Raw genomic sequence first — 13,864 nt, 5'->3', positions numbered from 1 at the left:
CAGTCGATCGGTATTGGTGTCTCGCAGTCTACTCAGCGTGGCCCCGGGCAGGGCCGTCCCGATTATGCTGAGCCGCATGGCTTACCCGCGGGAGAACCTGGCGCCCGGTGAACGTGTCGTTCTCCACCGGCACCCTCATTGGAAGTGTCTGCTCGGTCCGTTCCTGTTGTTCGGGATCATCACCGCGGCCGCGGGTGTCCTCGCGGGCGTGATCGCCGGATCGTCGCTGGGCTCGACCCCGCGGACGGTGCTGCTGCTCGTCGTCGGCGTGGTGTGGGCACTCGGCCTCGTCTGGTATTTCGTCCGGCCGTTGCTGTCCTGGAAGACGACGCACTTCGTCCTGACCGACCGCCGGGTGATGTTCCGCAACGGAATCCTCACCCGGTCGGGTATCGACATCCCGATCCGGCGGATCAACACCGTCGAGTTCCGCCACGGCGTCATCGACCGGATGCTCCGGACCGGCACGCTGGTCATCGAGTCGGCCTCCGACGAACCGCTGTCCTTCGACGACATCCCGCAGGTGGAGAAGGTCCATTCGCTGCTCTACCACGAAGTGCTCGAGATGTACGGCGACGACGCGGAAGACGACTACGGCGTCCCGGGCGGCCCCGCCGACCGTCCCGAGAGCAGAGGGGCGCGGGAGCGTTGACCAACGTGCTGCTCGCCGAGGACGACGCCGCGATCGCCGAACCGCTCGCGCGGGCCCTCTCCCGCGAGGGATACGGGTGCGATGTCGTGAGCACCGGTGCCGACGCGCTCGAGAAGGCCCTCGACAGCCGCTACGAGTTGCTCATCCTCGACCTCGGACTCCCGGTCCTCGACGGCCTCGAGGTGTGCCGGCGGGTGCGCGCCCAGCGTCCCGCGCTCGCGGTCCTCATGCTCACCGCGCGCACCGACGAGGTCGACTTCGTGGTCGGCCTCGACGCCGGTGCGGACGACTACGTGGGTAAACCGTTCCGCCTCGCCGAGCTCCTCGCCCGTGTGCGGGCGTTGCTCCGCCGGCGTCAGCCCGACGACGGCGAGCCCGTACTCGAGGGCGGCGCGATCCGACTCGACGCGCGGGCGCGGCGAGTCCTGGTGGACGGGGAGGACCTCACCCTCGCGAACCGCGAGTTCGATCTCTTGCGATTCCTCATGGAGCGTGCGGGTCAGGTGGTGACCCGTGAGGAGATCCTCACCGAGGTCTGGGGTTCGGCGGATCTGCGGTCGTCGAAGACCCTCGACATGCACATCTCGTGGCTTCGCCGGAAGATCGGCGACGACCGCCACAACCGCCCGCGGCACATCGTGACGGTGCGCGGCGTCGGCTTCCGGTTCGACCCCTAGGAAGTTCCATGCGACCGGCATCGATGCGACCGGCTTCCATGCGCCGGCGCCTGCTCACCACGATGACCGCCGTCCTGATCGCGGTCGGCTGTCTGCTGGGCATCCCGTTGAGCGTCGTGGCCTGGTGGTGGGTGGCCGACAACGCGAATCAGGCTCTCGACAACCGGCTCAAGATCGTCGCCGACCAGCTCATCCGGCAGGAGGGGGCCGACGGTCGCATCCCGTCCGAGGCCGTCAACCGGCAGTCCTTCGAACTGCTGCTGCCACCCGACGGCCAGCTGACCATCACCTACCCGGATCTCGGGGGAGTCGATCGGCGGATGGTCGTCGGAGCCGACATCGATGGGCCCCGACTCTCGGAATCCATCGGTCTGGGCACCGCCGGCACGCTGACCCTGTCCATCCCGCGCAACGAGGTCCGGGACGACCAGATGACCGCGGCCGGCGTCGTCCTGCTCGTGGTCGTCGCCTCGGTGATCGGCGGCTCGGTGGTGGCGGCGGTGTCGGCGGGCCGGATCGTCGACCCCCTGACCGATCTGGCCGACCGCGCGGCGACTCTCGGCCGTGCCGACTTCCGTACCGAATGGAAGATGTACGGCATCGCCGAACTCGATCGGGTGTCGCGAGCGCTCGCCGACGCCAACACCGCGCAGGCCCTGAGGCTCGAACGCGAACGCGAGATCGCCGGCGATGCGTCGCATCAGCTCCGCAGCCGGCTGACCGCCATCCAGCTGCGGCTCGACGAGCTGGCGCTGCACGACGATCCGGCGGTCGTCAGCGAAGCCGAGGAAGCACTCGACCAGGTGGAGCGACTGGCCACCGATCTCGACGAACTGGTGGAAGCCTCGCGTGCCGACGAACCCGAACCACATTTCATCGACGTCGGCGACATGCTCGCCACACTCGTCGAGGACTTCCGTCACGCCTTCGAGGCGCAGGGTCGGCAGCTGATCGCGGTGGTCGAGGGTGCACCGCAGGCGCTCACCTCGCAGTCCGGACGCCTGCGGGAGGCGGTCAGTGTGCTGGTCGACAACGCGCTACAGCACGGTCGCGGGACGTGCCGGATCGAGGTGAGCACCCTGCAGGCCGGCGATCTGGTCCGCATCACGGTCGCCGACGAGGGCGACGGCGTCGCCGACGAGATCTCCGCGCACATCTTCCGCCGCGGTTTCTCGGCCGGGAAGCGGCCCGGTGCCGGGCGCAGCGGCGTCGGACTGTCGCTGGCGCGGGCGTTGATCGAGGCCGACGGCGGGCGCCTGGAACTCACGGTCCGACGTCCCCCGGTGTTCGCCATCGTCGTCCCGGCCCGATATGCGAGCGGATACGGCGAGGAACCGAACGAGCAGGACGACCCGGGTCCCGGCGGCACGGACACCGACGTCAGGCGTGACCGAGTTCCTCATCGTTGAGCTCGGCGAGCGAGGGGTGCAGGTCGGTGGACCCGGCTTCGCCACCGCGGAGGAGTTCCTCGGGGAACGCGAATTTGCGCAGCGCCCAGAAGCGGAAGGCCATCTGCATCAGGTTGCCGATGATGTAGCCGAGGACGAAGTCGACGACGACGACCTCGGACACACTCAGGTTGGACCGCATGTCGAAGACGTTGTTGCCGACGAACAGCGGTGCGGCCTGCAGGATGACGCCGATCCCGCTGATGAAGAAGAACAGCAGTGCCTCGTGGTGGCGTTCACGGCCGCCGCGGTTCTTGAAGGCCCACTCGCGGTTGAGGATGTAGCTGAGGATCGTCGCCAGCACCCCGGCGATGATCTTGGCGATCACCGGCTTCGGCTCGAGGATCGTGAGGCTGAGGCTGTAGAAGATCGCGAGATCGAAGATGAAGGTGGTACCGCCGACCATGGCGAACTTGATGAGTTCGTGGTGCCGCATCACGAGCCGTCGGACCGGCGCTGGGAGGCGAGCGATCAGCTCGTCGATCAATGGCACAAGATCCGAGTGTACGAAACAACAGCGCCGGGGGAGTTCTCCGGGCGGTTGTGCGGATGACAGAGCGGACGTGCCACGATGGTTCGCGTGAATCCACGCGAGGCGGATGGAGCGCCAGTGAACGGGCCGATGACCTCGAATTCCGCGCCACCCACCCCGGAAGCGGCGCGTAGCGCCGGCGCGGCGTCGGGTATGCCGAAGGTCACGATGATCGGTGGCGGACAGCTCGCGCGGATGACGCATCAGGCCGCGATCACACTCGGACAGTGTCTGCGCGTGCTGGCCGCGTCGGATTCGGACCCGGCCGCGCAGGTGAGTGCCGACATCGTCCTCGGCTCACACGACGAACTCGACGACCTGCGCCGCGCCGCCGCCGGTGCCGCCGCACTGACCTTCGACCACGAAGGTGTGCCGCTGCATCACCTCCAGGCACTCGAAGCCGAAGGAGTGGCGGTCCTCCCGCCGTCGAAGGCGCTGCACTTCGCCCAGGACAAGCTGGCGATGCGGGTTCGCCTGGCCGAGCTGGGTCTGCCGGTCCCGGAGTTCGCCGATCTCGCCGGCGACCGGACGGCCGCCCGCGCGCGTCTCGCCGAGTTCGGCGCGGCCAACGACTGGGAGATCGTCATCAAGGCGGTCCGCGGTGGATACGACGGTCGCGGGGTCTGGCTCGTCGACGGCGCCGACGAGGCCCTCGCGGTCTTCGACGAGTACCCGTCCGACGCGCCGGCGCTGCTGGCCGAACAGAAGGTGCCGATGCGGCGCGAACTGTCGGCCATGATCGCCCGGTCCCCGTTCGGGCAGGGTGCGGCGTGGCCGGTGGTGGAGACCATCCAGCGTCACGGCCAGTGCGCCGTCGTGCTCGCGCCCGCACCGGATCTCTCCGACGACGTCGCGAAGCAGGCGCAGCAGATGGCGTTGCGTCTCGCCGGCGAACTCGGCGTGGTCGGTGTGATGGCGATGGAACTCTTCGAGACCGTCGACGGCGAACTCGTCGTCAACGAACTCGCGATGCGTCCGCACAACAGCGGGCACTGGACGATGGACGGCGCGGTCACCTCGCAGTTCGAGCAGCATCTGCGCGCCGTTCTCGACTACCCGCTCGGCAACACCGCGCCGACCGCGCCGCTGACCGTGATGGCCAACATCCTGGGCGCGCCGAGCGCACCGGAGATGTCCATGGACGAGCGCCTGCACCACCTGATGGCGCGGATGCCCGAGGCCAAGGTGCACCTCTACGGCAAGGGTGAGCGGCGCGACCGAAAGATCGGCCACGTGAACATCGTCGGCCGGCCGGGTGAATCGATGGACTCGGTGCGCGAGCGCGCCGAGCGTGCTGCGCAGTGGATGTCGCACGCGACGTGGACCGACGGATGGGATGTGCATTCATGACCGAGAACAGGGGCCCTCGTGTCGGCCTGATCATGGGCAGCGACTCCGACTGGCCGACGATGAAGGCGGCCGCGGAGGCACTCGCCGAGTTCGACGTGCCATTCCAGGTGGGTGTCGTCTCGGCACACCGCACACCGCAGCGGATGCTCGACTACGCGGCCGGTGCCGCCGCCAACGGCATCGAGGTCATCATCGCGGGAGCCGGTGGGGCAGCGCACCTTCCGGGCATGGTCGCCTCGGCGACGCCGTTGCCGGTGATCGGTGTGCCGGTGCCGCTGCGACACCTCGACGGCCTCGACTCGTTGCTGTCCATCGTGCAGATGCCCGCCGGTGTGCCCGTCGCGACGGTTTCGGTCGGCGGCGCCCGCAACGCCGGACTGCTCGCCGTGCGCATCCTCGCCTCCTCCGACCCCGTCCTCCAGGAACGGATGGTGTCGTTCCAGAAGGGCCTCGAGCAGATGGTCCTCGACAAGGACGCCGCGCTCCAGCAGGAACTGCTCGGCGACTAGCCCTCTGCCGCAGGCGATCCCGGAGTGGCGGGCGACAAGCCGAGTTTGTCGGTGAAGAAGTCCAGCACCCGGTCGAAGGCTTCCCTCGTGGGTTGTCCGGGTTCGTCGTAGAGGTCCTCGGTCAGCACCGAATGCGGCCGGGGGAACATCGAATCCGGGTTCGCGGCGTCGTCGGGGAGTTCGATGCCGATGAACGAGTCGCCGAGAAGTTCCTGGAGATAGGTGAATCGCGAACGCGGCGAGAGCTGATCACCGGCGAAACGCAGACCCATCACCTCCAGGCCGCGGGCGCATCGTGCCTGCACTTTCGCGAGGTCGGCGTCGCCGACGTCGATCGCGCGTGCGCGTCCGGGGAGGACCGCGAACGGCAGCGACGGCTGCGAGAGCACCGGCGCCAGCATCCGTTCGTCGGTGGCCATCGCGAGCGCGAAGCCGCCGGTGAAACACATTCCGACCGCACCCACCCCGGGACCGCCGCAACGGTCGTGCTCGCGGGCGGCGAGCTCGCGCAGCCACGCCGTGACCGGTGAGGTCTTTCCCGTTGCGAGAATGGTGAATTCGCGGGTGATGCAGGTCTTGGCGATGGTGCCCAGCATCGACCGCATCGAGCCGACCCGGCCGAGGTTGTCCGGGCGAGGATCGCGCCCGTCGACGCCGAACAGCGACGGCATGACGGCGGTCGCCCCCAGATCGGCGATGCGCCGCGCGACGTCGGCGACCTTCGGGCTGATCCCGGGCATCTCGGCGATCACGATGACCGCGGGACCCGTGCCCTTGCGGTAGACGCGGCGGGTGTCGCCGCGCAGGGTCACGTCCTCGGCGGTGAAATCGTCGAGCGGGTCGTCGGCCACCGGGGTTCAGGCCTTGTGCAGGGTGCCGAGGAGAGCCGACTCGAAGAGCCGTGCGGGGATCTTCGCGCCGGAGGCGATGTCGGGGGAGTCCGACGGGACGATGCGCGGACCGGTGACCTGATAACGCTCGTTCTTGCGGACGATGGCGAAGGACCCGGCCGCCTGAACGTTGCGCACCCAGTCGGTGTGCCGGCCGTAGGTGAGGATGATCGTGAGTTTGTCACGATCGACCCAGGCCAGCACCGGATTCGAGTAGGTCTTTCCGGACTTGCGGCCGACGTGCTCCACCATCGCGAAGGGCGGCAGGTGGGGTGCCCACTGCCGCTGGATCGGATTGGTGACGATCTTGTTGAAACGGGCCAGTGCGTTGGGCAGTCGCATGTCCCCACTGTGCCGTATCAACTGCGATCCCGCAGGTTCTTGTGCACTGCGCTCCCGCGGGCCGTGCGCACTGCGATCTCGCAGGGCCGTATCAACTGCGATCCCGCAGGTTCTTGTGCACTGCGCTCCCGCGGGCCGTGCGGTAATTGCGACGCGGGCCGTGCGGCAATTGCGGCTATTCGGAGGGTGTTCCGAGGACGACTCCGGCCTTCTCGACCTCCGCGATCGCGGCCACCCGCTCGGCGGAGGCGTTCGCGACGTGCACCAGACTGCCACCGGCGACCAGAGGTGCGAGCAGGTGTGCGAGCACGCCGGGCGCGGTGTGCCAGGGACGCGTCGACACCACGCGGGTACCGGCGGCGATGCCGTCGCGTTCCGCGACGGTGCGTGCCTCGGTGACCACCTCGGCGGTCGGCATCCCGTCGAGCGCCTCGACCGCCGGGGACCGCGAGACGAACTGGTCGCCGTGCACCCGCACGACGCTCCCGTAGTCGCCGACCCCGGGCGGGAGATCACGCAACGGCAGCGCGAACGGATCGAGTGACGCCACCACGACCTCGTCGGCGTCGGGATGGTCGTCGAGCCGGTCGCGCGAGGTGAAGACCACCCGTGGCTCCGAAGCGGCCTCCGCGGCATCGGCGTCCGCGAGGTGGACGTCGGCGCCGGCCCACAGTGAGCCGATCACGATCCCGGCGGTCTGCCAGTGCTCGGGGAGATCCACCACCACGACATCCCCGGCGCCCACCCCGATCTCGTCGACGAGATAGTTGGCGGTCTTGGCCGCCCAGTTGCCGAGGGTGGCCGCCGACAGTTCGGTGCGCTCGCCGGTCGCCTCGTCGTAGTACGTCAGCAGCGGACGCGAATGATCGGCCACCGCACCGAAGATCGCGTCGGCGACGGTGTTCGGACTGCTCAGTTCACGCACATCGGCCCCTTGTTCGCGGCGGTGATCGGCGGGCGCTTGTTGCCGACACGCTCACTGGCCGGGGTGTTGTCGGACTGGTCGCCGGTGTCGCCGAGCCCGCCCGGTCCGGCGTAGGTGTTGGTGAGGACCACCTTGAGCTGGTCGTCGGCGAGGTTCGGGTCCTCGACGACCTTCACGCCGCCGAGGTCCTTGGCGAGCAGCCGCGCGGCGTCGCCGTTCTCCTTCGCGTAGATCACCGAGTCCTTGGTGTCGGCCTTGCCGCTGGAGGTCTCACCGGACTGATAACCCTTGTTGGTCAGGATGTTCGCCACGTTCGAACCCAGTCCGTCGATGGTGCCCGCGTTGACGACGTCGACCTTGAAATCGCCGCGCTGGGCGTCGGCTCCGGCCTGCTTCGGGGTGAGGAGGTCACTGGTGTACGTCTTCACCGCCTGCGGATCCACCTGGACGACGCTCTGCAGACCGTCCTCGCTCCAGCCCTGTTCGGTGACGATCGGGATGGTGGAGAACTTCACGCGTCCGCCGCTGAGGTCCTTGAGTTGCTCCGCGAAGTTGATGATGTTCCAGCCGTCGTCGATGACGATCGACCGCGCCACCGCGTTCTGCATCTCCGAGAGCTTTCCCGGATCGGTGAGAGTGCCTGCGGACAACACCTTCTGGGTCAATGACGCCATGAAGGCCTGCTGACGTGTGATGCGGTCGAGGTCGCCGCGCGGGAGTCCGTGACGCTGGCGCACGAAGCTCAATGCCCTGGGCCCGTCGAGGGTCTGGACACCCTTGCGGAAACGCGCGCCGCTGAACGGATCCCGGACCGGGGCGTTGAGGCAGACGTCGATGCCGCCGACCGCATTGGTCAGCAGGACGAAGCCGAGCAGACCGACCTCCGCATAGTGGTCGACCTGGACGCCGGTGAGGTTGGCGACGGTGTCCACCAACGCCTTCCGGCCGGCCAGCGTGCCTTCCTTCTCCGCCTCCTCGGGCGACTGCCCGGCTTCCACGGCACGGGCGCGCACGCCTTCGCGGGTGGTGCCGTAGGCCGCGTTGATCTTGCTCATGCCGATACCGGGTACGTCGACGTACGAGTCACGCGGGATCGAGATCGCGGTGGCCGACGAACCGTCCTCGGGGATGCGCACCAGCAGGATGGTGTCGGTGTTGGTGGCGACCTCCTCGCCCGACCGCAGGAGCTTGACCTCCTCCGGCGAGAGCGGGTTGCCCTTCGCGTCGGTACGGGAGTCGGTGCCCACCAACAGGATGTCGACGGCGCCGTCCTTCGCACCACCCAGACCGAGTCCGCCGAGCTGCGTGATGCGGGTCTCCAGGTCGGACATCGTGTTCCACGCGTAACCGGTGCACAGCAGCACGGCGACCGATGCGACCGCGATCAACGCGCGGCCCCATCCGGCGCCCGACGACCATCCGGCGCGAGGGTGAGTGGCGGTGCCGGGCGGAGCGGTCGGCGGCGCGGTCGGTGCGGTGGATCTCGCGGTGGCCGACGGCTTTTCGGTCACCGCGGCAGCACTGCGAGCTGCTCCTGCCGAAGCGTGCTTCCCGGTTGCAGGCTTCTTCGGTGGGGTTCTCCGCGGTGCGGCCTTCTTCGGCGCGGCCTTCTTCGCGGGAGCATTCTCGGCGTCGGGTCGAGGGACGCGCTTGCGGGCGGGATCCGGTGACGCGGAACGCTTACGTTCGGCGGGTGCCGACCGCGTGTGGATCTCGCCGGACGAGCGTCGGCCGAGAGGTTCGTCGCCGCGCCGCGGCCGGCGGGGAGACGCCGGTTCCTGCGGGGGCACACGCCTGCGGGGGTCGCGCGGCTCCGCGGGGCGTCGACGAGGCCTGCCTTCGGCATCCCGGGCGGGGATCCGTTCGGGCGGCGGCTGGCGCCGTGCGTGTTGTGCGGACTCCGCTCGCGACTGCGTCGTGGGAGCACCACGCACCACCCGGCGTCGGGGAGCGCCGGGCTCGGGGTCGGCGGGACGCGGGCGGGCGCCCTGAGGCGGCCGCCCCGGTTCACCAGTGCGTTCGCCGCGCACCGGCCGTCGGCCGTGATCGGCATCCGGAGTGCGCCGGCTGCCCGGCTCCGGCGGTACCGCACGCCGGGGGCGCGGCCGCCCACGTGCGCCGTCGGATGGTGAATCCACTGGTCCGCGGTCCCTTTCGTGGTCGTCGTGCTGCTCGACGGTGGCGCCCGGTCGGTCCGCGCCATGGGATTGTCGGTGCAGGAGTGAAAGCTGATGTTGCTGTCGCCAGGCTACTGAAGTGATTCGGGAATTCGAGAACGCAACGCCGAGAAGTCGAGTAGCGGTCGTCACGTGTTGATGGACGGCCGAGTCGTGGCACGCCGGGGTCTGCGGCACGATGGTGGCCATGCGTGTCACGCCCAGCACCCCCACCGTGTACATCGTCGGCGCCGGCGGGCAGCTCGGCACCGCACTCCAGGAGAGGTCTGCCCAGGCACCCGACTCCGTGGTGTGGCGTCCGCTGACCTCCGCCGACATCGACATCACCGACGAGACATCGGTCGCGGCCGCGCTGGGCGACCTCGGCGCCGACGACGTCGTGGTCAATTGCGCCGCCTACACCGACGTCGACGGAGCCGAGTCTGATCCGGAGGGTGCGCGCCGGGTCAACGTCACCGGTCCGGCACTGCTCGCCGCCCAGACCGCCGCCGCGGGGGCGTGGTTGATCCATGTCTCCACCGACTACGTCTTTCCCGGTACCCCGCTCGACGGCCCGGGCTCAGCGGGCGACCGTCCCGACGGCTACGAGCCCGATGACGTGAGCGGCGAACCGGCAACCGTCTACGGGGCAACCAAACTCGCCGGTGAACGCGCCGCACTCGACGCGGACCCGCGTGCCACCGTCGTGCGCACCGCGTGGGTCTACACCGGCGGACCCGAGAGCCGCGACTTCGTCGGGACGATGCGTCGACTCGAGCAGACACGCGACACCGTGTCGGTCGTCGACGACCAGCTCGGTTCGCCCACCTACTGCATCGACCTCGCCGACGGGCTGTGGGAACTGGTGGCCGCCGGGCCCCGCCCCGAGGTCACCGGAACCGTCCTGCACGCCACCAATGCGGGCCGTGCGACGTGGTTCGAGGTGGCGGCGGCCGTCTTCGAGGAGGTCGGCGCCGAACGTTCACGCGTGCTGCCCACCACCACGGCGGAGTTCCGGCGCCCGGCACCGCGTCCGGCGTATTCGGTGCTCTCCGGACGCTCCTGGGCCGCGGCGGGGCTGACGCCGTTACGGGACTGGCGCGCCGCGCTGCACGCGTCGATAGCCGAGCCGGGCGGTTCGTTACCCTGAGCCGGTGCCCGCTCAGCTAGCCGTCGTGACGGTGACCTACTTCTCCGGTGATCACCTCGCGACCTTCCTTCGCAGTCTCGACGCCGTGACCGATGTGATGCCGCAGGTCGTCATCGCAGACAACGGCTCCGACGACGGTGCACCCGAACAGGCCGAGAAGGACTACGAGTCGGTGACGCTGGTCCGCACCGGCGGCAACCTCGGCTACGGCCGCGCGATGAACCGCGGGGTCGCCGAGATCGATCCCGACATCGAGTTCGTGCTCATCGCCAACCCGGACGTCGAGTGGAAGCCGGGCTCGATCGACGAACTCCTCGACGCTGCGCGGCGCTGGCCGCGTGCGGGATCGCTGGGACCGCTCATCCGGGAACCCGACGGCACCATCTACCCGTCGGCGCGACGCGTTCCCGACCTCGTCTCCGGCACCGGTCACGCCATCCTCGGCACGGTGTGGAAATCGAATCCGTGGACTGCGGCCTATCGCGCCGACGACGAGGCGCCGTCGGAACGGGCGGTCGGCTGGCTCTCGGGGTCGTGCCTGCTGGTTCGACGGGAGGCATTCGACGCCGTCGGCGGCTTCGACCCCCGCTATTTCATGTACATGGAGGACGTCGACCTGGGCGACCGCCTGGGCAAGGCCGGCTGGCAGAACGTCTACGTCCCCTCCGCCGAGATCGTGCACACCAAGGGACACAGCGCCGGTCGGAACCCCGAGAAGATGCTGCCCGCACACCACGAGAGTGCCTATCGGTTCCAGGCCGACCGCAACCCCGGTGTGTGGCGTGCACCGCTGCGGCTCGCGCTGCGCGTCGGCCTGGCCGCGCGGTCGCGTCTTGCGGTCCGAGCGGCCCGCCGGACCACGTCGACGGAGAACACCTCGACGAGCGAAGACAACGGATGAGTGCTGAAGTGAATACCGGACATCACGAAGAAGGGACCGATCAAGTGGATCAGTACACCGTGCGCGAGTCGGTGGGGCGCGCGTCCGTCGGCGGATCGGCGCCTGTTGCCGAGGGCGTCGAGGCGGTCGTCCTCGTCGGCGGCAAGGGCACCCGGCTCCGTCCGCTCACGCTCTCGGCACCCAAGCCGATGCTGCCCACCGCGGGCCTGCCCTTCCTCACACACCTGCTGTCGCGCATCCACGCGGCCGGGATCCGCGACGTCGTCCTCAGTACCTCGTTCAAGGCCGAGGTGTTCAGCGAGTACTACGGCGACGGCTCCAAGCTGGGCCTGCGTCTGCGCTACGTCACCGAGGACGAGCCGCTCGGCACCGGCGGCGGCATCCGCAACGTCCTCGACGAGCTGACCGCCGACACCATCGTCGTGTTCAACGGCGACGTGCTCGGCGGCACCGATGTGCGCGACGTCATCGACAGCCATCGCGCGGCCGACGCGGACGTGACCATCCACCTCGTCCGGGTGAGCGATCCGCGGGCGTTCGGCTGCGTGCCGACCGACGGCGACGGCCGCGTCACCGCCTTCCTGGAGAAGACCCAGGACCCGCCGACTGATCAGATCAATGCCGGCACATATGTTTTCAAGCGCAAGATCATAGAGTCGATCCCGTATGGCGTGCCCGTCTCGGTGGAGCGCGAGGTCTTCCCGCGCCTGCTCACCGAGGGCAAGCACGTCCACGCCCACGTCGACCACGCCTACTGGCGCGACATGGGCACCCCGGAGGACTTCGTCCGCGGCTCGGCCGACCTGGTGCGCGGCATCGCACCGTCACCGGCGCTCGGTGACCGCCACGGCGAGTCGCTGGTCCACGAGGGTGCCGGCGTCGGCCCGGGTGCCCTGCTGATCGGCGGCACCGTCGTCGGCCGAGGCGCCGAGGTCGGGCCCCGCGCCCGCCTCGACGGTGCGGTGGTCTTCGACGGCGCGGTCATCGAGGCCGGTGCGGTCGTCGAACGCTCGATCATCGGTTTCGGCGCACGAATCGGTCCGCGGGCATTGATCCGCGACACCGTCATCGGCGACGGCGCGGACATCGGCGCGCGCTGCGAACTCCTGCGCGGCGCACGCGTGTGGCCGGGAATCGAGATCCCGGACAACGGAATCCGCTTCTCGACGGACGTGTGAGGCGTTCGCGAACTCGGCACGCGTGTGACCACGCAAACCCACCGTTTTTCGGCAAACCCAGCACCCCCTCTCAGGGGGTGGACCTGCCGAAAAAGGGTGGGTTTGCGTTGTGGTCAGCGGGTCTTGACCGCCGCGAGCACACCGGGCCCGAGCGGGATCACGACCGGCAGGAGGCGCTCGTCGTCGGCGATCAGCAGGGCCGCCTCGCGCGCGGCCGCGGTCGGCGGGTCGGTGCGGGACGGATCGCCCACGGTGCCGTCGGCCGTCGCGTTGTGCACCACGACGACACCGCCGTCGCGCAGCATGCGGACGGCCTCGGTCACGAACCGCGGCAGGTCCAGCAACGGACCGTCGATGAAGACCAGATCGTAGGACGAGTCCGAGAGGCGCGGCAGCACGTCGGTGGGTGTGCCGTTGATCAGGCGCGTGCGGCCGGGGGAGATGTCGGCCCCGGCGAACGACGCCCGCGCCGCACGATGGTGCTCGGGTTCGGGGTCGATGGTGGTCAGGACCCCGTCGGCGGCCATGCCGTTGAGCAACCACAGACCGCTCACGCCCGTGCCGGTGCCGATCTCGGCCACGGCCTTGGCGTCGGCGGTGCGGGCCAGAAGTGCGAGCAGCGCACCGACCGCTGGGCTCACGGGCGTGGCACCCAGTTCCTCTGCGCGGGCGCGGGCGGCGATGACGGCGTCGTCCTCGACGATCGCCGACTCGGCGTAGGCGATCAGATCGGGGCCGGCGGACGGGGTTGACTCGGTCACGCGTCGAGGTTAGACCGCAGGTCCGGTCAACGCGGACATGGCACGCCGACCTGCGCGAATCCCGGGCCGCGGTCGGAGCCCGTCACATCCTCAGGGAACACTCAGGGGACTCATACGGCGACCACACTCCGATACGAGAGGGTGAGTGCGTCCGGTTGACGGTACTGCCCGGCGAGTCGGTGTGAAGCCCCGGCGCGTTGGGAATACCGGACCGGTGAGACGTTGTTCGACACGGTGAGTGCTCTGGGTCACCGGGCTGTGTTCACGAGAGAGGAACCGACCACCCACCATGACCGATTCCCGCGATTCCACCGACGAAGTGCCCGCCGTTCCGGCGGGCACCGCAGGTTTCGACGCCACCGGCGACGAACAGCTGATGCCGTCATGGGATGA

The 13,864-nt window shown here is 69.4% G+C and carries 14 protein-coding genes and 1 pseudogene; 9 read left to right on the top strand and 6 right to left on the bottom strand.

Features of this window, described 5'->3' with window-relative positions:
- Positions 1-76 precede the first annotated feature (76 nt).
- Genes NWF34_RS13650 through NWF34_RS13640 form a run of 3 tightly spaced genes read left to right on the top strand, consistent with a single transcriptional unit; the run spans position 77 to position 2,738 of the window.
- A complete protein-coding gene (locus NWF34_RS13650) occupies positions 77-652 on the top strand; it encodes a PH domain-containing protein (RefSeq protein ID WP_232513094.1) in 576 nt (191 codons plus the stop codon).
- Entirely contained in the window at positions 649-1,329 is a 681-nt protein-coding gene (locus NWF34_RS13645) for a response regulator transcription factor (RefSeq protein WP_024497284.1), read from the top strand. Before NWF34_RS13650 ends, NWF34_RS13645 begins: the two co-directional genes overlap by 4 nt.
- Before the next feature lie 38 nt (positions 1,330-1,367).
- Entirely contained in the window at positions 1,368-2,738 is a 1,371-nt protein-coding gene (locus NWF34_RS13640; protein WP_024497285.1) for a sensor histidine kinase KdpD, read from the top strand.
- Here the strand turns inward: NWF34_RS13640 and NWF34_RS13635 are convergent.
- Entirely contained in the window at positions 2,710-3,270 is a 561-nt protein-coding gene (locus NWF34_RS13635) for a GtrA family protein (RefSeq protein ID WP_024497286.1), read from the bottom strand. The two genes, NWF34_RS13640 and NWF34_RS13635, sit on opposite strands and share 29 nt — an antisense overlap.
- A 129-nt stretch (positions 3,271-3,399) precedes the next feature.
- On the opposite strand from NWF34_RS13635, the gene NWF34_RS13630 reads away from it, so the two are divergent.
- Together NWF34_RS13630 and purE are read left to right on the top strand one after the other, a co-directional pair.
- Positions 3,400-4,659 carry a 5-(carboxyamino)imidazole ribonucleotide synthase gene (locus tag NWF34_RS13630; RefSeq protein ID WP_258325307.1) on the top strand — a complete coding sequence of 420 codons (1,260 nt, stop codon included), beginning with the start codon at positions 3,400-3,402 and terminating at the stop codon, positions 4,657-4,659.
- Positions 4,656-5,168: a 5-(carboxyamino)imidazole ribonucleotide mutase gene (purE, locus tag NWF34_RS13625; protein WP_006437231.1), complete on the top strand. Its 513-nt coding sequence runs from the start codon at positions 4,656-4,658 to the stop codon at positions 5,166-5,168. The genes NWF34_RS13630 and purE overlap by 4 nt, the downstream gene beginning before the upstream one ends.
- Here the strand turns inward: purE and NWF34_RS13620 are convergent.
- The 4 genes from NWF34_RS13620 to NWF34_RS13605 form a co-directional block, all read right to left on the bottom strand.
- Complete coding sequence (locus NWF34_RS13620; RefSeq protein ID WP_258325306.1) at positions 5,165-6,019, bottom strand: dienelactone hydrolase family protein; 855 nt, start codon at positions 6,017-6,019, stop codon at positions 5,165-5,167. The two genes, purE and NWF34_RS13620, sit on opposite strands and share 4 nt — an antisense overlap.
- Positions 6,020-6,025: 6 nt before the next feature.
- Positions 6,026-6,400 (bottom strand): nitroreductase family deazaflavin-dependent oxidoreductase, encoded by a 375-nt coding sequence (locus NWF34_RS13615; protein ID WP_024497289.1) that lies wholly within the window; start codon positions 6,398-6,400, stop codon positions 6,026-6,028.
- 175 nt (positions 6,401-6,575) lie between these two features.
- The gene (locus tag NWF34_RS13610; RefSeq protein ID WP_258325305.1) at positions 6,576-7,325 is read right to left on the bottom strand and encodes a TIGR03089 family protein; all 750 of its coding nucleotides are present in this window, start codon (positions 7,323-7,325) and stop codon (positions 6,576-6,578) included.
- A complete protein-coding gene (locus tag NWF34_RS13605) occupies positions 7,313-9,355 on the bottom strand; it encodes an LCP family protein (RefSeq protein ID WP_375295674.1) in 2,043 nt (680 codons plus the stop codon). Before NWF34_RS13605 ends, NWF34_RS13610 begins: the two co-directional genes overlap by 13 nt.
- A 325-nt stretch (positions 9,356-9,680) precedes the next feature.
- On the opposite strand from NWF34_RS13605, the gene rfbD reads away from it, so the two are divergent.
- The 3 genes from rfbD to NWF34_RS13590 are packed head-to-tail and all read left to right on the top strand — an operon-like array spanning position 9,681 to position 12,710.
- Entirely contained in the window at positions 9,681-10,631 is a 951-nt protein-coding gene (rfbD, locus tag NWF34_RS13600) for a dTDP-4-dehydrorhamnose reductase (protein WP_035760069.1), read from the top strand.
- Positions 10,632-10,635: 4 nt separating this feature from the next.
- Complete coding sequence (locus NWF34_RS13595) at positions 10,636-11,532, top strand: glycosyltransferase family 2 protein (RefSeq protein ID WP_024497293.1); 897 nt, start codon at positions 10,636-10,638, stop codon at positions 11,530-11,532.
- A 44-nt stretch (positions 11,533-11,576) separates the two neighbouring features.
- Positions 11,577-12,710, top strand: coding sequence for a sugar phosphate nucleotidyltransferase (locus tag NWF34_RS13590; RefSeq protein WP_024497294.1), 1,134 nt, complete (start codon positions 11,577-11,579; stop codon positions 12,708-12,710).
- 113 nt (positions 12,711-12,823) lie between these two features.
- Here the strand turns inward: NWF34_RS13590 and NWF34_RS13585 are convergent, their stop codons facing one another.
- Positions 12,824-13,471, bottom strand: coding sequence for an O-methyltransferase (locus NWF34_RS13585; protein WP_006360466.1), 648 nt, complete (start codon positions 13,469-13,471; stop codon positions 12,824-12,826).
- Positions 13,472-13,760: 289 nt separating this feature from the next.
- Between NWF34_RS13585 and NWF34_RS25380 the strand changes: the two are divergent.
- Positions 13,761-13,864, top strand: a pseudogene (locus NWF34_RS25380) (RNA polymerase sigma factor SigE); the annotation flags it as partial.

It is taken from the genome of Gordonia sp. GONU (assembly GCF_024733855.1).
Classification (GTDB): Bacteria; Actinomycetota; Actinomycetes; order Mycobacteriales; family Mycobacteriaceae; genus Gordonia; species Gordonia amicalis.
The sequence above is the reverse complement of the archived record's forward strand: the minus strand, read 5'-3'. Positions and strand labels throughout refer to the sequence as shown.